Genomic DNA, 18,204 nt, shown 5'->3' with positions numbered 1-18,204 from the left:
AAGTTGCTAATGGCAACCTTGTGGTCATCATGGACCACGCCACGTCGACGACCCGGACAGAGCCCGCACCCCCCGCGATGTCGCACCGCGAGGTGATGGAGGCACTCAGCGGCCTCCTCCTCGCGATGTTCGTCGCGATGCTCTCCAGCACCGTCGTCACCAACGCGTTGCCGCGCATCGTGACCGATCTGGAGGGTTCGCAGACCGGCTACACCTGGGTCGTCGTCGCCACGCTGCTGGCGATGACGGCGACGACACCGCTGTGGGGCAAGCTCGCCGATCTCTTCGACAAGAAGCTCCTCGTCCAGTCCGCACTGGTGATCTACACCGTCGGCTCCCTCGTCGCCGCCCTTGCTCCGAGCATGGGCGTGCTCATCGGTGCGCGCGTGGTGCAGGGCATCGGCGTCGGTGGTTTGACGGCCCTGGTGCAGGTCGTCATCGCCACGATGGTCAGCCCACGCGAGCGCGGCCGCTACTCCGGCTACATCGGTGCGGTCTTCGCCGTCGCGACCGTGAGCGGACCGCTGATCGGCGGTGTCGTGGTCGACAGCCCCCTGGGATGGCGGGGGTGCTTCTTCGTCGGTCTGCCCTTCGCCGTCGCGGCCTTCCTGGTGCTCCAGCGCACTCTCCATCTCCCCGTCGTGCGCCGTGAGGCTCGCATCGACTACCTCGGCGCGACGCTGATCGTCGCGGGCGTGAGCATCCTCCTGATCTGGGTCTCCCTCGCCGGTCAGCAGTTCGCGTGGGCCTCGCCGACCACGGCAGTGCTCGTCACCGCCGGTCTCGCCGTCGTGCTCGCCGCGGTCTTCGTCGAGGCGCGGATCGCCTCGGAGCCCGTGATCCCGCTCCAGCTGTTCCGTGACCGCACGGTCGCGCTCGCGACCACCGCCTCGGTCATGGTGGGCATCGCGATGTTCGGCGCGACGGTCTACCTGAGCCAGTACTTCCAGCTGGCGCGCGGCATGAGCCCGACCGAGGCCGGCCTGATGTCGATCGCCATGGTCGGCGGCCTCCTCGTCTCCAGCATCGTCACCGGACGGGTCATCTCCCGCACGGGGAGCTGGAAGCGGTACCTCGTGGGCGGCATGGTCCTCGTCATCGCCGGGCTGGCGCTGCTGTCGACCATCGACGCCGACACCCCGCTGCCGTGGGTCGGAGTCTTCATGGCGTTGGTCGGCCTCGGTCTCGGTGCCACCCAGCAGAACCTCGTGCTGGCGGTCCAGAACTCCGTCAGCCTGCATCAGATGGGCGCGGCGAGCTCGGTCGTGGCGTTCTTCCGCTCGATCGGCGGATCGGTGGGCGTCTCGGTGCTCGGCGCCGTGCTGGCGAGCCAGGTCAGCGACAGCATGCGCACCGGCCTGCGGGAGCTCGGTGTCTCCGAGAGCGGGCACCAGAGCCACGCGATCCCGGACCTGTCAGCGCTGCCGGGGCCCGTCCGTGATCTCTACGAGCACGCGTTCGGCACCTCGGTCGGACACCTCTTCGCCGTGACGGTGCCGTTTGCGATCCTTGCGCTCATCGCCATCGCGTTCATCCAGGAGGCCCCGTTGCGCACCACCCTCGATCACGAGCGCGAGAGCGAGCAGACTCCCGAGCCGGGGGCAGTCGCCTACGCCCCGGCCCAGGCGCGGCCGTGACGCCGGTGTGCGCACGATGACGCGTGCGGAGTCGATCGCGGCACTCGAGCAGGAGCTGACCGTGCTGGTGCGCCGGGTCCGACGCGTCGTGGGCGAGCGTGCCCGCGGAGTGCACCCCGACCTCCCGGCCGCGTCGTACCTGATCCTGGTGGCGGTGGACCAGGACGGACCCCTGCGCGCGGCCGCGCTGGTCGACCGGTTCGACCTCGACAAGGGCGCGGTGAGCCGCCACGTCAAGCATCTCGTCGAGCTCGGCCTGCTGGCGACGGCACCGGATCCCGACGACCGCCGGGCCACGCTGCTCTCCGTCACCGCCGAGGCCACCCGCAGGATGAAGGACGTCGTTGCCGAACGCCACCGCCTCGTCGGGGAGCGCTTGGCACACTGGTCGGCCACCGAGCTCGAGGAGTTCGTCGCCGAGCTCGCTCGCTACAACAGTGCGCTGATCGAGCCGACGAGCCCCTGAGCTCTCCGACCATCGGTCGGTCCCGATGGTCGAGGAGCGAGCTCCGGGCGGTCCCGGTGGTCGAGGAGCGAGCTCCGGTCGGTCCCGGTGGTCGAGGAGCGAGCTCTGCGAGCGTCACGAGACCTGGTGAGTCGCGAACGCCCTGCCCGTCAGCACTGGTGACGCGCACCCGTGCCCGTTCGCGGCGGCTCGGCTCAGGTCGACTGCCACACCGCCGCATCGGCCGGCAGCGTCGACTCCTCCAGCGTCGCCGAGGCCAGCAGCACGCGACCTGAGGGGAGCGAGACGGGCTCGCGCCCGCAGTTGAGCAGGATGCGCAGCGGCCCGCGGTCGATCGTGAGCAGGTCGCCCTCCGTGCGCACCTGCACGGTGCGCGTGTCGATCACGTCGCGCGGCAGGTCGCGTCGGATGGCGAGTGCGCGCCGGTAGAAGGCCAGCGTCGAGTCGCCGTCGTCCTGTTGGACGGCGGCCGTCAGGCCGGACCAGTCGGCCGGCTGGGGGATCCAGGGCTGCTCGGTGCCGGGCCCGAAGCCGAACGGCGGTGCCTGCCCTGACCATGGGATCGGAACGCGACAACCATCACGCCCCTCCTCCCCGGTGCGTACCCACAGCGGGTCCTGGCGGAACTCCGGCGCGACCGCCGCCTGCGGCAACCCGAGCTCCTCGCCCTGGTACAGGTAGGACGAGCCCGGCAGCCCGAGCATCGCCAGGGTGGCAGCGCGCCCGCGGGCGAGCCCGACGGCACCACCGCCGTAGCGGGTCACGTGCCGGACGACGTCGTGGTTGCTGAGCACCCACGTCGGCGGCGAGCCGACCTCCTCCAGTGCGGCGAAGGTGTCGCGGACGACGTCGGCGAACGCCGTGGCCGACCATGCGGCCGAGAGCCAGGCGAAGTTGAACGACTGGTGCAGTTCGTCGGGGCGTACGAACCGCGCCATCGACTCCGGCGTCTGGGTCCACGCCTCGGCGACGGCCATTCGGTCGCCGGGGTAGCTCTCCAGCACCCGGCGCCAGCGACGGTAGACCTCGTGCACCTCGGGCTGGTCCCACATCGGCTCGTCGGTGAGCACGCGCTCGACCATCGAGTCGGCTGTCTTCGCCGGCTTCTCCGGCCGGCGCTGGTCGCGCAGCGAGGCCTCCTTGAACAGGCCGTGCGCGACGTCGATGCGGAAGCCGTCGACGCCCCGGTCGAGCCAGAACCGCAGGACGCCCTCGAAGAGGTCGCCGACCTCGGGATTGCGCCAGTCGAGATCGGGCTGGCTGGAGTCGAACAGATGCAGGTACCACTGCTCGCCGGGACCGAGCCGGGTCCAGGCGTCGCCGCCGAAGACGGACTTCCAGTTGTTCGGCGGCTCCGCGCCGTCGGTGCCCGCGCCGTCGCGGAAGAGGTAGCGGGCTCGCTCGGCGCTGCCGGGCGGTGCGGCGATGGCCGCCTGGAACCAGTCGTGCGCCGACGAGGTGTGGTTCGGCACGACGTCGACGATGATCCGCAGCCCGAGCTCGTGGGCGGTCGCGATCAACGTGTCGGCATCCTCGAGGGTGCCGAACAGCGGCTCGACGCCGCAGTAGTCGGCGACGTCGTACCCGTGGTCGTGCTGCGGCGAGGGGTAGAACGGCGTCAGCCAGACGGCGTCCACGCCGAGATCGCGCAGGTAGGGCAGCCGCGCGGTGATGCCGGGCAGATCGCCGAGCCCGTCGCCGTCGCTGTCGGCGAAGCTCCGCACGTAGACCTGATAGACGACGGCATCGGTCCACCACGGCAGGGAATGCGTCACCTCGAGAACGCTACCGGGCGGACCGCGGCCACGGCAGGCGCTCACCGCCCGCACCGCGGCGAACTGGCGCCGGGAGCTCAGCGCCCCTTGACCTCGTCGTAGCGGGCGAGCGCCTCGCGGCGTTCCTCGGCGTGGTCGACCATCGGTGGCGGGTAGCCGAGGCGGTCGCGGTCGGACGGCGAGGGGTCGTGGACGTCGCCGTCGAGGTCGGCGAGCTCCTCGACCCAGCGCCGCACGTAGGCGCCGTCGGGATCGAAGCGGCGGCCCTGCGACGTCGGGTTGAACACGCGGAAATAGGGGGCGGCGTCGGTGCCCGAGCCGGCGGTCCACTGCCACCCGTGCTGGTTGGAGGCCAGGTCGCCGTCGACGAGCCAGCGCATGAAGTGGCGGGCGCCGTGCTGCCACTCCAGGTGCAGATCCTTGACCAGGAAGCTGGCGGTGATCATGCGGACTCGGTTGTGCATCCAGCCGGTGGCGCGCAACTGCCGCATGCCGGCATCGACGACGGGGAAGCCGGTGCGCCCGCGACGCCACGCGTCGAGTGCCGCGCCCGGTTCCTCGTACTTCATGTGGGCGAACTCGGGGCGCAGGTAGTCCCGCGCCGAGTCGGGCTGGTGGTGCAGCACGTCGGCGTAGAACTCGCGCCATGCCAGTTCGGTGCGGTAGGTCACCGCTCCCTTCGAGCGCAATCGGCCGAGGTCGGCCAGCAGTGTGCGCGGGTGGATCTCGCCGTACTTCAGGTGCACCGAGAGCCGGCTGGTGCCGGCGACGCCGGGCAGGTCCCGACGATCGGCGTAGTCGGCGACGTCGTCGAGGAAGTCGCCCCAGCGTTCGCGGGCGGCGTCCTCGCCGGCGGAGGGCAGACTCAGCCCGTTGGGCAGCGTCACCTCGGGCAGGTCGACGGTCTCCTTCAGGTGCCGCCACGACGGCGAGCCCGGTTCCAGCGACGGCGCGTCGACCGGCCCGCGCCATCCGTGGTCGGCCCAGGCCTTCGAGTAGGGCGTGAAGACCCTGTAGGGAGTGTCGTCGTTCTTGACCACGCGGCCGGGGGCGACGGCGTAGGGAGAGCCGGTGCGCACCAGCTCGATGCCCGCCTCGGACAGGGCCTTCTCGACGGCGGCGTCGCGAGCGGCGCCGTAGGGGCCGTAGTCGGCGGCGATGTGCACTCGGGTCGCGTCCACCTCTCGCGCCGCGAGCAGAACCTGGCGCACCGGGTCGCCGTGCACCACGCTGAGGGGCACGCCCGAGGCGCGCAGCGCGCGCAGGCTGGAGACCAGGTACGCCTGTCGAGACGGTCCGGCCGGGCCCCACAACCGCGGGTCGAGCACGAACAGCGGCAGCGTCGGGCCGTCGTCCAGTGCGGCGAGGAGCGCCGGATTGTCGTGAACGCGTAGATCGCGCCGGAACCACATCAGCGAGGGCACCGGGCGAGCCTGGCAGCCGCCGGTGGGCACGGGCCCCACCCGGTGGGGCGATCCTGCAAGAATGGCGGTGTGAGTGATCTCATCGACACCACCGAGATGTACCTGCGCACCATCTACGAGTTGGTGGAGGAGGGCATCGTCCCGCTGCGTGCGCGCATCGCCGAGCGCCTGCACCAGAGTGGTCCGACGGTCTCCCAGACCGTCGCACGGATGGAGCGCGACGGCCTGCTCACCATCGAGGGCGACCGCCACCTCGAGCTCACCGAGGACGGCCGCCGGATGGCGACGCGGGTGATGCGCAAGCACCGGCTCGCCGAGCGACTGCTCACCGACGTCATCGGCCTGGACTGGGAGCTCGTGCACGACGAGGCGTGCCGGTGGGAGCACGTCATCTCCGAGAATGTCGAGCGCCGGCTCATCGAGTTGCTCGACCACCCGACCGAGTCGCCTTACGGCAATCCCATCCCGGGTCTGGGTGAGCTCGGCCAGGAGCCGGCCGAGGGCTTCATGGAGGGCGTGGAGTCGCTCACCGAGGCTGTCGCACGCGGTGAGGGCCGGGTGTTCGTGCGCCGGATCTCTGAGGAGATGCAGAAGGACGAGGCGCTGATGAGCGCGCTGCGCCGGGTCGGTGCCGTGCCCGACCAGCAGGTCGCGATCTCCCCCACTGAGGAGGGGGTGCTCGTCGGCTCCGGCGGCGAGACCGCCGAGCTGCTGCCCGACGCCGCCGACCACATCTTCGTCAAGCGGGTCTGAGCCTTCCGTCGGGGGTCTCGACGGGCTCGACCACCGGTCGTCGAGTTCGTCGAGCGCCGATCCGGCCACCGGTGGTCGAGGAACGAGCGCAGCGAGCGTCTCGAAACCGCGCGAGCCGAAGGCTGCCTCAGCTGCCGAGCGCGACCCGCCGCGAAGCCGCCAGTGCGGCCAGGAACTCGCTGCTCCCGGCGTCGAGTCGCGCAGTGGCGAGCTCGTCGCCGCGCGTCGCCCCCCGATTGACGATCACGACGTCGGTGCCCGTCTTCGCGGCCCTCCGCACGAAGCGGAATCCGCTCATCACGGTCAGGCTGGTGCCGACCGCCAGCAGCACGCCGTCGACGTCGGCCAGGCGATCGACGGCGTCGAAGCAGCGCTGCACGCGCGGCCGGGGCACGTTCTCGCCGAAGAAGACGACGTCGGGCTTGAGCACACCGCCGCAGACGAGGCAGGGCGGCACCACGAAGTCCTGGGTGTCGTCGAGATCGACGTCGCCGTCGGGGCGCACCTGCGCCTGCGCGTGCGCCTCGCGGTAGCCGGGATTGAGAGTGTCGAGACGCTCCTGCAGCGCCGAACGTGCGGTCGTCGCACCGCAGTCGAGGCAGACGACGTCGGCGATACGGCCGTGCAGCGCGACGAGACTGCGGGTGCCGGCGAGCTCGTGCAGCCCGTCGACGTTCTGGGTGATCAGCAGGTCCGGGTCGACCGCCGCGAGTGCCCGGTGTCCCGCGTTCGGCTCGGCTCGGCGCATCCGACCCCATCCCACGTGCGAGCGCGCCCAGTAGCGCTGCTGCGCGGGCGGGCCCGACACGAATTCGCCGAACGTCATCGGCATCCGGGAGGGACTGTTCGGACCGCGGTAGTCGGGGATGCCGGAGTCGGTCGAGAGCCCGGCGCCGGTCAGCACGACCAGCGGGCGGTCGCCGATCAGGTCGAGAGCCCGCTGCTCCCCGACCTCAGCCGCACACGTCAGGAGTTCCCGGCCGACCGGGGATTCGACCACGGCCACCTCACGCGCCGTAGCGGAGCCGAGCCCGCTCCTTGGCCTTGGCGGCTTCGACGTCGCGGTTCTTCGGGGTCGCCGTGGTGACCAGGTCGTCGATGAGGTGGCGGGTGATGTGGGCGATCTCGTGGACGGCCCGGTCGAAGACCTCCTGGTTGGCGCTCGACGGCTTGGTCGCACCGGCGACCTTGCGCACGAACTGCAGGGCGGCCGCATGCACCTCGTCGTCGGTGGCCGGCGGCTCGAAGTTGTTCAGCGGTCGGATGTTGCGGCACATACCTCGATGGTAAGCACCCTCGGCACGTCCGGGGTCGCCTACGATGACGGCGCCGACGGGGCCCGCGGGGCCGGGGGAGTGGACGGATCGCGATGGGGACGACGACGGCGCTGCGACGTGGCGCGACGAGGACGACAGCGCTCGCTGTGGCCGTGCTCGGCTCGGTGCTGGCACTGACGTCGGGCCTGGTCGCCCAGGTGCCGACGGATGCGGCGTCGCCCGCAGTGGCCCAGGCGCGGCAGCAGGGTCCGCTCGACGACCTGATCGACGCGATCCTGGGTGAGACCTCGCCCACCGGCGGTGAGCTGCCGCACTTCGCGCCGCTGGACCGACGCCCGAACATCGTGCTGATCTCGGCCGACGACATGCGTGCCGACGAGATCGCGTACATGCCCGAGACCCGCAAGCTGCTCGGGCGCGGCGGCCTGACCTTCACCGAGGCGCTGACGCCGCACCCGCTCTGCTGCCCCGCGCGCGCGGAGATCCTCACCGGCCAGTACGCGCAGAACAACGGCGTCCGCACCAACTTCCCGCCCCAGGGCGGCTACCGGGCCCTCGACACCAGCCGGTCGATCGCGACCTGGCTCAACGACGCCGGCTACAACACCGCGTTCGTGGGCAAGCACCTGAACTCCGTCCGGTTCCGCGGCAAGCCCGACCCGGGCTGGACGCTCTTCGACCCCACGATCCACGGCTACAACGACTACATCGACTTCGAGCAGTTCAACGACGGCAAGCCCAAGCGCATCAAGAACACCTACTACACCGACTACGTCGCCCGGGCGAGCGAGCGCTATGTCAAGGCGCTGTCGCGTGCGCGAGCGCCGTTCTTCCTGTGGGTGAGCCACTTCGGCCCGCACTCGCGCCGCGACACCGACTGTGCCGACGGTGGAGGCTGCGCGAAGTCGAACCCGGTGATGTCGAAGCGCTATCTCCGCACGGTCGCCAACACGCCGAAGGAGCGCGCCCGGGTGCAGCGTCGCGCGACCGAGCTGATGGCCTCGCCGGCGTTCAACGAGGCCGACATCTCCGACAAGCCGAAGTGGCTGCGTCACGAGCCGGTCAGCCGCGGCTACGTCTCCGGCCTGAGTCGAAGCCGGATCGGTGCGCTCTGGTCGGTCGACCGCGCGGTGGCGAGGGTGATCTCCTCCCTCCGCGCGACCGACGAGCTGGCCAATACCTACGTCGTCTTCATCACCGACAACGGCTATCTGCTGGGCGAGCACCGCCACGTCGGCAAGACGATGCCCTACGAGGAAGCCGTCCGGACGCCCATGCTGGTGCGCGGCCCCGGCGTGAAGCCGGGGACCTCGAACGGGAAAGTCGTCACGATCGTCGACCTCCCCGCCACGTTCCTCGACATCGCCGACACCTCCGCGGACATGAAGATCGACGGCACCTCGCTGCTCGGCTTCTGGCGCGGCACCAGCCGTAGGGACCCGCACCGGGGCGGGGTACTCATCCAGGCCGGGCCGGTTCGCGGTCAGACCGGTCCGCGCGGCTGGTACTACCGCGGCATCCGCACCGATCGGTACACCTACGCCCGCTACTTCGACGGCTGGGTCGAGCTCTACGACCGCGCACTGGACCCGCATCAGATCAGCTCGGTGGCTCGCGACCCGCGTTACGCCGCCGTCCGTGCCGAGCTCGAGCGCCGCACCGCGGCCCTCTCCCGCTGCGCGGGACCGGCGGAGTGCAACCGCGACTTCGGCGCGGTGCCCTCGCCCACCGCCGGTGGTTGAGGTGTCCGCGCGCCAGCGAGGGCCTCGGAACCCCGACGGCCGAGGCAGGCGCAGCAGCCCTAGGGCAGCTCGAAGAACTCGACGTCCTCGCCGGTGACGAGCGCGACCTTGAGCCCGTCGTCGGTGGCGATCGGCACGGTGCGCACCAGGTCGACGTCGGAGCCGAACTCGACCCGGGTCATGTTCGTGCGCAGTTCGCCGCCCCAGATCTTCATCGCCGACACGTAGCCCGCACGGCCCCGGGCGACGACCGTCAGGGCCAGACGCTGCTCGGGAAGCCAGGTGAACTGACGCGGGTCGCCGCCCGCGAGGGTCCGGCTGCCGGGGCCGTAGCCGTGGACGTCGATGCGCTGCGGATCGGTGAGATCGGTGACGTCGAACAGCCCCACCTGCCCACCCCAGCTCCGACGACCCGACGGCGTGCGCTGCGGGCCTTCGCCGAGCCCAAGCACTCGCTCGCCCCCGAGCGGATGCAGGTAGGAGGAGAAGCCGGGGATCTTCAGCTCGCCGAGCAGCGTCGGGTTCTCCACGTCGGTGAGGTCGACGGCGTAGAACGGGTCGATCCGGCGGAAGGTCACCAGCAGAGCGAGCCCGTCGAACCAGCGCACCGACTGGATGTCCTCGTTGCGCCCCAGCCCGTCGAGGCGTCCGATCTCGACCAGCTCGTCACCCTCGCTGCGCAGTGTCACGACGGAGTTGAAGTTGCCGGTCTCGCTCGAGGGGCCGACGGCGACGCGCAGCACGCCGTCCGCCTCGTCCATCGACCAGCGGTCGCGCACCGTGCCCTCGACCTCGCCGGCGCCGACGTAGCTCGCGGCCGGGCCGTCCAGGCCGAACTCGTAGAACGTCGTGGTGCCCGACGACGTGCCGCGGAATCCGCCGATGGTCGGTGTGCAGAGGTCCCAGCACATGCCGGTGGGGGGCGGACTCGCGGCCAGGTAGAGCCGGTCGGTCGACTCGTAGGCCAGCGGCGCGTCGGCGGCCACACCGAGCGAGGCCAGTCCCGCGACGTCGTCGACCGGCGACGCGGCGTCGAACCCGACGACGGTCATCGTGCCGAGCCCGAGATCGGCGCGCGGGATCGCCACCTGGTCGCAGGAGACGAGCTGCTCGGGCGCGCCGTCGTCGATGCTCAGGGTGGGCAGCCAGTCGGCGAGCGTGGACTCCGCGATCAGGCGCCGGTTGGCTTCGGTGGCCGTGCGCTGGCCGCCGTTGCCGCGGCCGGGCCGCACGAAGTCGAACTCGGGCAGGCCGGAGCGCAGCACCAGCCGGACGTCGCTGCCGTGCTGCCGGGCGGTGACGCTGGCGGCGTCGACGTCGAGCGTCTGGTCGATGCTCGGCGCCGTCGGGTCGGAGACGTCGATGCGCAGCACCCGGGTCTGCGGGGCGATCTGCTGCCACCACACGCGTCGGTCCGAGCGGCTGCCGTCGTTGCCGATCGCCACGACCGTCGTGCCGGTCAGGAGCAGCTCGCCGTCGCGGAAGTCGCCGAGGTCGAGCGAGCCGAGCCGCTCGACGTCGTCGCCCGAGACGTCGTAGGTGGTCAGCTCGGTGCCTCGCAGCCGCACCAGGAGCTCGCCGTCGGTCTTGACGGCGTCGGGCTCGTCGACGCCCGCCTCCTGCACGTTGGTGCCGGTCTCGCTGGTCGTCGCGGTGGTGGTCTTGGCGCTGGTGCGGAACGCGGAGTCGGCGCTGGCCTCGGTCATGGGTGCCCGCAGGTTCCGCGGGACGCCAGCCCCGGCGACGGCGACGGCGTTCCCGAGCGCGTCGCGGGCGTAGCCGAAGCCGTACTGCCACCCCCACGCCCCGACGAGATCGACGGCGGCGTCGCGGTAGTGGTCGAGCAGGTCCTCGCAGGACGCGGGCTCCTGCAGCGCGCCGTGGAACGCGGCCGGGACGAACGCGGGCGCACCGGGGCCGCTCCCGGTGCCGCCCGCGCCGGCGCCCAGCCCGGCGCCGGAGACTCCGGCCGGCTGGGAGACCAACGTGCCGGCGACGAACGCGCCGCCGAGCCCGGCGAGCACGCCGGCGCCGACGAAGCCGCGCCGTGCGCGACGCCTCCGGTCGCCTCGCGACGACGTGGCGGCGCTGCGCCGTCCCTCGCGCAGGATCGCCTGCACGGGCGCGGGGCCCACTGGCACGTCGTCCCAGTGGCGTTCGAGGTCGGTCATGAGAGATCTCCGGTCAGGTCGGGCTTGAGGTCGGCGAGGTGGGCGTCGGCGGCGAGCCGCGCCAGCGAGCGTGAGAGGCGGCTCTTCACGGTGCCGGCCGGGACGCCGAGCGCCTCGGCGGTCTCGGCCTCGGTGAGGCCGGCGAAGTAGCGCAGCACGACGACGTCGCGGTGCGGCTTGCCCAGGCCCGCCAGAGCCCGGTGCACGGCGTCGGCGGTGTCGACGACGCTCATCGCGTCGGGTGCGGGGGTGGGGTCGTGGGGCAGGTGCTCGGTGGGCCGCTCGCCCCACCAGCGGCGACGCCTGCTGTCGCGCAGGCAGTTGAGCAGCATCCGGTAGACGTACGCCGTCCGGTTGTCGGCGCGGACGACGCGCGGCCAGGCGGCGTAGCAGCGCACCAGCGTGGTCTGGGCGATGTCCTCGGCCTCGTGGGGCGTGCAGCCGAGGAAGACCGCCGACCGCACCAGGGCAGGCCAACTCTCCTGGACGTAGGCGGCGAAGTCGCCGTCGTCGGCGGCCGTCGGGAGCGTGTTCATCGTGGATAGGACGAGACGGGGTTGGGCTGAGGTTCCACCGATGTCAGAGTTTCGTGCATGACTGGTGAGCGCGACCTCGATCTCGTCCTCTTCGGAGCCACCGGATTCACCGGTGGCCTGACCGCGGAGTACCTCGCCGCCCACGGCCCGGCCGGACTGCGCTGGGCGCTGGCCGGGCGCAACGAGAGCAAGTTGGCCGCCGTCCGTGACGGACTCGCGGCCGAACACCCGGCCTGCGCCGACCTCGAGCTGATCGTGGTGGACGCCGCCGACCAGGCCGCCCTCGCCGACGTCGTGTCGAGGGCGAAGGTGGCCATCACCACCGTCGGGCCGTACCAGCAGCTCGGCGCCCCGCTGGTGGCCGCCTGCGCGGAGACCGGCACCGACTACGTCGACATCACCGGGGAGCCGGAGTTCGTCGACACCACCTACCTCGCCCAGCACGCCGTCGCCCAGGCCAGTGGCGCGCGGATCGTGCACGCCTGTGGCTTCGACTCGATCCCGCACGACCTCGGCGCCTACTTCACGATGCGGGAGCTGCAGCCGACCGGACCGGTGCGCCTGCGTGGCGTCGTCCGCTCCTCCGGCACGTTCTCGGGCGGCACCTTCCACTCCGCGATGGGCGCGTTCTCACGCGCCAAGCAGATGGCCGCTGCCGCCAAGGCGCGACGTCGTGCCGAGCCGCGCCCGTCCGGGCGCACGTCCAAGCCGACGTCGGGCAAGCCCACGCGTGACTCGGTGCTCGGCTACTACCTGCTGCCGCTTCCGACCATCGACCCGCAGGTGGTGGCCCGCAGTGGCGCCGCCCTCGACGTCTACGGGCCGGAGTTCCGCTACTCCCACTTCGCCGGCTTCAAGACGCTGCGCTACGTCGCCGGCACCGCCGTCGGCGTCTCGGTCATGACGGTGGCCTCGCAGATCCCGCCCGCTCGCCGTTTCCTGCTCTCCAAGGTCCCCCAGGGCTCCGGTCCCGACGAGCGCCGTCGTGAGAAGGCCTGGTTCACCGTCGACTTCGTCGCCGAGACTCCGGCCGGATCGGGGGCTGGCGCGCGCACCCTGCACACCCGCGTCTCCGGCGGCGACCCCGGCTACACCGAGACCGCCAAGATGCTCGCCGAGTCCGCGCTCTGCCTGGCCTTCGACGACAACCCGTCCCTCGCCGGCTGCCTCACCACGGCCCAGGCTATGGGCGACAACCTCCTGGCTCGGCTCCAGGCCGCCGGGATGCGGTTCGAGGTGGTCTGAGGCTGCCGGCTCCGTCCGGTTTTCTCGGCCGGCCGAGAAAACCGGACCTTGGACGACGAAGCTTCCTCGGCCAAGGTCCAGGTTCTTCGGTCGGCCGAGAAAACCGGACAGCCTCCCGCCCGCCTAGACAGCCACCGCTCCTTCCTCAACTGCGCCGACGCCTCGCCGAATGGGGTGGCGTCCGCTGCTGCACGACGCCTGAGGGAGGGTGCGATGAACGACGACGAGATCGTCACCGAGTTCTTGGTCGAGAGCCATGAGAATCTCGACCAGCTCGACCGTGACCTCGTCGAGCTCGAGCAGAGCCCGGGATCGCGGGAGCTGCTATCGAGCATCTTCCGCACCATCCACACCATCAAGGGCACCAGCGGCTTCTTGGCCTTCGGCCGTCTCGAGCGGCTCACCCACCATGGCGAGGACCTGCTCTCGCGCCTGCGCGACCAGAAGATGACGATGACCGCGGACGTCGCCAGCGTGCTGCTGCAGATGGTCGACACGGTCCGCGCGCTCCTGGACTCCATCGAGCAGAGCGGTGCCGACACCGACGACTCGGTGCCTGTCGAGGACGTCGTCACGGTGCTCGAGCGGGTGCTGGCCGGCGAGTCGATCGGCGAGGAGGTCGCTGCGACGACGCCCGCCCCGGTCGAGATCGCGGAGATCGCGCCTCTCGCCGAGGACGTCGCGCCCACGGCGGGCGAGGACACCCAGCCCGCAACCGCCGTCACGATGCCGGCTGTCGCGCCGGTTCCCGCGCCGGTTCCCGCGCCGGCAGTCGCAGCGCCCGTCGAGCCGCCCACGGCTCTCAGCCCGACGCCCGCGGAGGCCGAGCACACCATGGACGAGGAGGGCACCGCCCGCCGCGGCGTCGTCGACGCGTCCGTGCGTGTCGACATCGACGTCCTCGACGGCCTGGTGCAGCTCGTCGGCGAGCTCGTCCTGACCCGCAACCAGATCCTGCAGCGCACCGACGCGACGACAGCGGCCGCGGCCGACGCCGAGCTCGTGCGCGCCGCGCAACGGCTCGACCTGGTGGCCAGTGAGCTGCAGGAGAGCGTGATGCGCACGCGGATGCAGCCGATCGGCCAGGTCTGGTCGAAGATGCCGCGCATCGTGCGCGACCTGGCCCACCAGCTCGGCCGCGAGGTCAACCTGGAGATGGAGGGCCACGAGACCGAGCTCGACCGCTCGCTGCTCGAGGCGCTCAAGGGGCCGCTGACCCACCTGGTGCGCAACTCGCTCGACCACGGCATCGAGCCGCCGGCGGACCGCGACGCGCTCGGCAAGGTGCGCGCCGGGCGACTTCACCTGCGTGCCTTCCACGAGAGCGGTCAGGTCGTCATCGAGATCACCGACGACGGACGCGGCATCGACCCCGCCAGGATCGGCGAGTTCGCCGTCACGCGCGGCGTCGTCAGCCGCGAGCAGCTGGCGCGCATGGAGCCGCGCGAGGTGCTCGACCTGATCTTCCGCCCGGGCTTCTCCACCGCCGAGCAGGTCACGAACGTGTCGGGCCGCGGCGTCGGCATGGACGTCGTGCGCACCAGCATCGAGCGCATCGGCGGCAGTGTCGACATGGTCAGCGTCGTCGGCCAGGGCACGACCTGCCGGGTGCGGATCCCGCTCACCCTCGCGATCATCCCCGCGCTGGTCGTCGGTGAGGGCGGCGAGCGCTACGCCATCCCGCAGGCCAACCTCGTCGAGCTGGTCCGGCTCGAGGGGGAGGAGCAGCGTCTCGCCGTCGATGTGCTCGCCGGCGCACCCGTGCTGCGTCTACGGGGGAGGCTGCTGCCGCTGGTCTCCCTGGCCGAGGCGCTCGGGGGTGAGCGCATCGATGGCGAGGCGTTGACCGTCGTCGTCGTCCAGGCCGACGACACCACGTTCGGACTGTGTGTCGAGGAGGTCCACGACACCCAGGAGATCGTGGTCAAGCCGATCGGCCGGCAGCTCAAGGCACTTCCCATGTACGCCGGCGCCACGATCATGGGCGACGGCCGCGTCTCGCTGATCCTCGATGTGGCCGGCATCGCGCGGGACCGGGTGCTCGTCTCCGCCGGACACCACGTGCCGGAGGTCCGCAGCAGTCGCGTCGACTCGCGCGCGCTCCTCGTGCTCGAGGTGGCGGCCGGACGACGGGCTGCGTTGCCGCTGACCGCCGTATCGCGGTTGGAGGAATTCTCGATCGACCGCATCGAACGCACCGGTTCAGCCGAGGTGGTGCAGTACCGCGACGGGATCCTCCCGCTGGTGCGGCTGGCGCCGGCCATCGGCCTGACCGAGTCGCCCCCGCGGGACGGCCAGATCGCCGTCGTCGTCCACGAGGACGCCGGGCGCCGGGTGGGCATCGTCATCGACCGCGTTCTCGACGTCGTCGAGGAGGCGGTCGTGCCGACCGAGGTGGGTCGCCGCAACGGCGTGCTCGGTTCGGCGGTCGTGCAGGACAAGGTGACCGACCTGGTCGACCTCGAGGCCGTCGTCGGACCCTTGATGGCGGCCTCGTCCGCCCCGAGCCTGGCAGGTGCCCGATGACCGCGCCGACCCTGGACCGTGCCGACCACGAGGCACAGCACAGCGCTGCACTGGCCCGCCAGTACTGCACCTTCTGGGTGGACGGCCTGCACTTCGGCATCAGCGTCGAGCACGTGCAGGAGGTGCTGCGGTACCAGCAGATGACCGGCGTGCCGTGTGCTCCCGAGGCCGTCCTCGGCCTGATCAACCTGCGCGGCCAGATCGTCACCGCGCTCGACCTGCGCTGCCGGCTCGGGCTGCCGTCGCGCGGTGCCGACGAACTGCCGATGAACGTGATCGTTCGCAGTCGTGGCGAGGTCGTCTCGCTGCTCGTCGACGACATCGGCGACGTCATGGACGCCGACGAGTTCACGCTGCAGCCCGCGCCCGCGAACATGCCCGCCACCGTGCAGGACGTCGTCACCGGCGTGCTGCCGCTGGCCGACTCCATCCTTCTCGTCCTCGACGCCGACGCGGCTGTCGACGTCTCCAGCACCGAACCCAACCCCGGAGGACCATCGTGACCGAACTCGCCACCCCGCCGACGTCCAGCGGCCGCTCGACGACGTCTCGTGCCTCCGGCGCGAAGAGTCGCACGGTCGCCAAGGCCGAGGCGCCCGCCACCGTGACCGAGACCGTCGCACGGGCCGACGTCGACCGGGTCGAGGCCCTCAAGCTCGAGAACCTCCCGGGCATCCTCGAGGTCGTCCCCACGCGGGTGATGCTCGCCGACCGCGACTTCAACATCACCTACGCCAACCAGGCGACCCGTGACGGGCTGGTGCGCCTGGCCGACTGGCTGCCGATCCGCCCGGACGAGGTCGTCGGCGCGAACCTCGACATCTTCCACAAGAACCCGAGCTATCAGCGCGCGATCCTCGATGACCCGTCGCTGCTGCCGCGTCGTGCTCACATCAGCGTCGGCCCGGAGACCCTCGATCTCGAGGTGCACGCGATCTTCGACGAGTCCGGCGACTACGTCGGTGCCATGGCGACCTGGGACAACATCACCGACAAGCTGCGTCAGGAGCGCGAGCTCGACGAGTCGATGCGCGACGGAACCGCCGTCAACCAGGTGCTCGCCCGGCTGCAGGCCGCGACCACGGTCGAGGACGCCGTCCGCTCCGCGCTCGACACGGTGCGCTCGGAGTTCGGCTGGGCCTACGGCTCCTACTGGAGCATCGACCCTGCGGACAACACGCTCCGGTTCTCGGTGGAGTCCGGCGACGCCGGCCCGGAGTTCCGCGCGGTGACGCTCGAGGCGTCCTTCGCCAAGGGGGTCGGCCTCTCGGGCCGTGCCTGGGCGAGCGAGGACCTCTTCTTCACCCAGGACATCGGTGAGATGACCGACTGCGTGCGTGCCCCGGTCGCGCAGAAGGTCGGCGTGAAGTCGGGCGTCTGCTTCCCGATCATGGTCGCGGGCAAGGTCGTCGGCACGATGGACTTCTTCGCCACCGAGACCCTGCACCCCACCCAGCAGCGGCTCGACGCGCTCCGCAACGTCGGTCGCCTGGTCTCCCAGGCCGTCGAGCGGATCGGTTCCGAGGTGGCCGAGCGCGAGCGGGCGGCCGAGGTCGCCGCGAAGGTCGACATGGTGCTGGACGTCGTGCGTGCCGCGAGTGCCGGTGACCTGACCCGCGAGATCGAGGTCAGCGGCGAGGACGCCATCGGGCAGCTGGCCGGTGGGCTCTCCTCGCTGCTCGCGACGCTGCGTCAGAGCATGGTCGACATCGGACGCACCGCCGACGCGCTCGAGGTCGCCTCCGACCAGCTGACGATCCTCAGCCAGGGCATGGGCGATGGTGCGACCCTGACCTCCGATCGCGCGGCGAGCGCGTCTAGCGCGTCGGCGGAGGTGTCGGCGAGCATCCAGACCGTTGCCTCCGCGGCGGAGGAGATGACCGCCAGCATCCGCGAGATCGCACAGAACGCGACCGAGGCGGCGTCCGTGGCGACGGGTGCCGTCGGTGTGGCCGGCTCGGCGCAGGAGACGGTCTCCAGCCTGGGCGAGTCCTCGGCCGAGATCGGCCAGGTCATCAAGGTGATCACCTCGATCGCGCAGCAGACCAACCTGCTCGCGCTCAACGCCACCATCGAGGCGGCTCGCGCCGGCGACGCCGGCAAGGGCTTCGCGGTCGTCGCGAACGAGGTGAAGGAGTTGGCCAAGGAGACCGCCCGCGCCACGGAGGACATCGGTCGCAAGATCGAGGCGATCCAGGGCGACACCTCGGGGGCCGTCACCGCGATCAGCGAGATCTCCGAGGTGATCGGCCGGATCAACGACATCCAGACGACGATCGCGTCCGCCGTGGAGGAGCAGACCGCCACCACGAACGAGATCGCTCGCAGCGTGACCGAGGCCGCGGGCGGTGCCAATGGCATCTCCGAGGACATCACGCAGGTCGCGAGCGCGGCCGACGACACCCGTCAGGGTGCGCAGAACACCCTGCAGTCGGCCACCGAACTGGCCACCATGGCCACCGAGCTCAAGGCCCTGGTCGGTCGCTTCCGGGTCTGAGCTTGCGCCGATCCGTCGTGCGACGACGACGGGTCGGCACCACATCTCCCGCGGCTTCCGTCCTTCGATGAGGGCGGGTCGATGCGGGGTTGGGGATCCGGGCGCCGTCGTCTCCTTCGGGGGCGGCGGGGCCCGGGGGCGTTTCCGGCTGTGCC

14 protein-coding genes are annotated in these 18,204 nt (G+C 71.4%); 8 read left to right on the top strand and 6 right to left on the bottom strand.

Annotation, left to right across the window (positions count from 1 at the left end):
• Positions 1-29: 29 nt before the first annotated feature.
• Together KSO97_RS09150 and KSO97_RS09145 are read left to right on the top strand one after the other, a co-directional pair.
• The gene (locus KSO97_RS09150) at positions 30-1,637 is read left to right on the top strand and encodes an MDR family MFS transporter (protein ID WP_232678164.1); all 1,608 of its coding nucleotides are present in this window, start codon (positions 30-32) and stop codon (positions 1,635-1,637) included.
• A gap of 16 nt (positions 1,638-1,653) precedes the next feature.
• Positions 1,654-2,103: a MarR family winged helix-turn-helix transcriptional regulator gene (locus tag KSO97_RS09145; protein WP_232678163.1), complete on the top strand. Its 450-nt coding sequence runs from the start codon at positions 1,654-1,656 to the stop codon at positions 2,101-2,103.
• Positions 2,104-2,297: 194 nt separating this feature from the next.
• On the opposite strand, the gene KSO97_RS09140 is transcribed toward KSO97_RS09145, so the two are convergent.
• The gene (locus KSO97_RS09140) at positions 2,298-3,878 is read right to left on the bottom strand and encodes a glycoside hydrolase family 13 protein (RefSeq protein ID WP_232678162.1); all 1,581 of its coding nucleotides are present in this window, start codon (positions 3,876-3,878) and stop codon (positions 2,298-2,300) included.
• A gap of 77 nt (positions 3,879-3,955) precedes the next feature.
• Positions 3,956-5,302, bottom strand: a complete 1,347-nt coding sequence (locus KSO97_RS09135; protein ID WP_232678161.1) for a deoxyribodipyrimidine photo-lyase — start codon at positions 5,300-5,302, stop codon at positions 3,956-3,958.
• Positions 5,303-5,371: 69 nt separating this feature from the next.
• Between KSO97_RS09135 and KSO97_RS09130 the strand changes: the two genes are divergently transcribed.
• Positions 5,372-6,055, top strand: coding sequence for a metal-dependent transcriptional regulator (locus tag KSO97_RS09130; RefSeq protein ID WP_232678159.1), 684 nt, complete (start codon positions 5,372-5,374; stop codon positions 6,053-6,055).
• A 127-nt stretch (positions 6,056-6,182) separates the two neighbouring features.
• On the opposite strand, the gene KSO97_RS09125 is transcribed toward KSO97_RS09130, so the two are convergent.
• Both KSO97_RS09125 and KSO97_RS09120 read right to left on the bottom strand, forming a co-directional pair.
• Positions 6,183-7,061, bottom strand: coding sequence for a Sir2 family NAD-dependent protein deacetylase (locus tag KSO97_RS09125; RefSeq protein ID WP_232678157.1), 879 nt, complete (start codon positions 7,059-7,061; stop codon positions 6,183-6,185).
• 1 nt (position 7,062) lies between these two features.
• Positions 7,063-7,332, bottom strand: a complete 270-nt coding sequence (locus tag KSO97_RS09120; protein ID WP_232678155.1) for a DUF2277 domain-containing protein — start codon at positions 7,330-7,332, stop codon at positions 7,063-7,065.
• A 92-nt stretch (positions 7,333-7,424) separates the two neighbouring features.
• Here KSO97_RS09120 and KSO97_RS09115 point away from each other — a divergent pair, with 92 nt between their 5' ends.
• Complete coding sequence (locus tag KSO97_RS09115; RefSeq protein ID WP_232678153.1) at positions 7,425-9,074, top strand: sulfatase; 1,650 nt, start codon at positions 7,425-7,427, stop codon at positions 9,072-9,074.
• A gap of 59 nt (positions 9,075-9,133) precedes the next feature.
• On the opposite strand, the gene KSO97_RS09110 is transcribed toward KSO97_RS09115, so the two are convergent.
• A complete protein-coding gene (locus KSO97_RS09110) occupies positions 9,134-11,245 on the bottom strand; it encodes a beta-propeller domain-containing protein (RefSeq protein WP_232678151.1) in 2,112 nt (703 codons plus the stop codon).
• Positions 11,242-11,781 (bottom strand): SigE family RNA polymerase sigma factor, encoded by a 540-nt coding sequence (locus KSO97_RS09105; protein ID WP_232678149.1) that lies wholly within the window; start codon positions 11,779-11,781, stop codon positions 11,242-11,244. Before KSO97_RS09105 ends, KSO97_RS09110 begins: the two co-directional genes overlap by 4 nt.
• Before the next feature lie 57 nt (positions 11,782-11,838).
• Between KSO97_RS09105 and KSO97_RS09100 the strand changes: the two genes are divergently transcribed.
• From KSO97_RS09100 to KSO97_RS09085, 4 genes are all read left to right on the top strand, one after another.
• Positions 11,839-13,026, top strand: a complete 1,188-nt coding sequence (locus tag KSO97_RS09100) for a trans-acting enoyl reductase family protein (RefSeq protein WP_232678147.1) — start codon at positions 11,839-11,841, stop codon at positions 13,024-13,026.
• A gap of 213 nt (positions 13,027-13,239) precedes the next feature.
• Positions 13,240-15,552 carry a chemotaxis protein CheA gene (locus KSO97_RS09095; RefSeq protein ID WP_232678145.1) on the top strand — a complete coding sequence of 771 codons (2,313 nt, stop codon included), beginning with the start codon at positions 13,240-13,242 and terminating at the stop codon, positions 15,550-15,552.
• Positions 15,549-16,055 carry a chemotaxis protein CheW gene (locus KSO97_RS09090; protein WP_232678143.1) on the top strand — a complete coding sequence of 169 codons (507 nt, stop codon included), beginning with the start codon at positions 15,549-15,551 and terminating at the stop codon, positions 16,053-16,055. Before KSO97_RS09095 ends, KSO97_RS09090 begins: the two co-directional genes overlap by 4 nt.
• The gene (locus tag KSO97_RS09085; protein ID WP_232678141.1) at positions 16,052-18,049 is read left to right on the top strand and encodes a methyl-accepting chemotaxis protein; all 1,998 of its coding nucleotides are present in this window, start codon (positions 16,052-16,054) and stop codon (positions 18,047-18,049) included. Before KSO97_RS09090 ends, KSO97_RS09085 begins: the two co-directional genes overlap by 4 nt.
• The last annotated feature ends 155 nt before the right edge of the window (positions 18,050-18,204 follow it).

Origin of the sequence: Nocardioides sp. R-C-SC26 (genome assembly GCF_021246465.1) — a bacterium.
Classification (GTDB): Bacteria; Actinomycetota; Actinomycetes; order Propionibacteriales; family Nocardioidaceae; genus Nocardioides.
The sequence above is the reverse complement of the archived record's forward strand: the minus strand, read 5'-3'. Positions and strand labels throughout refer to the sequence as shown.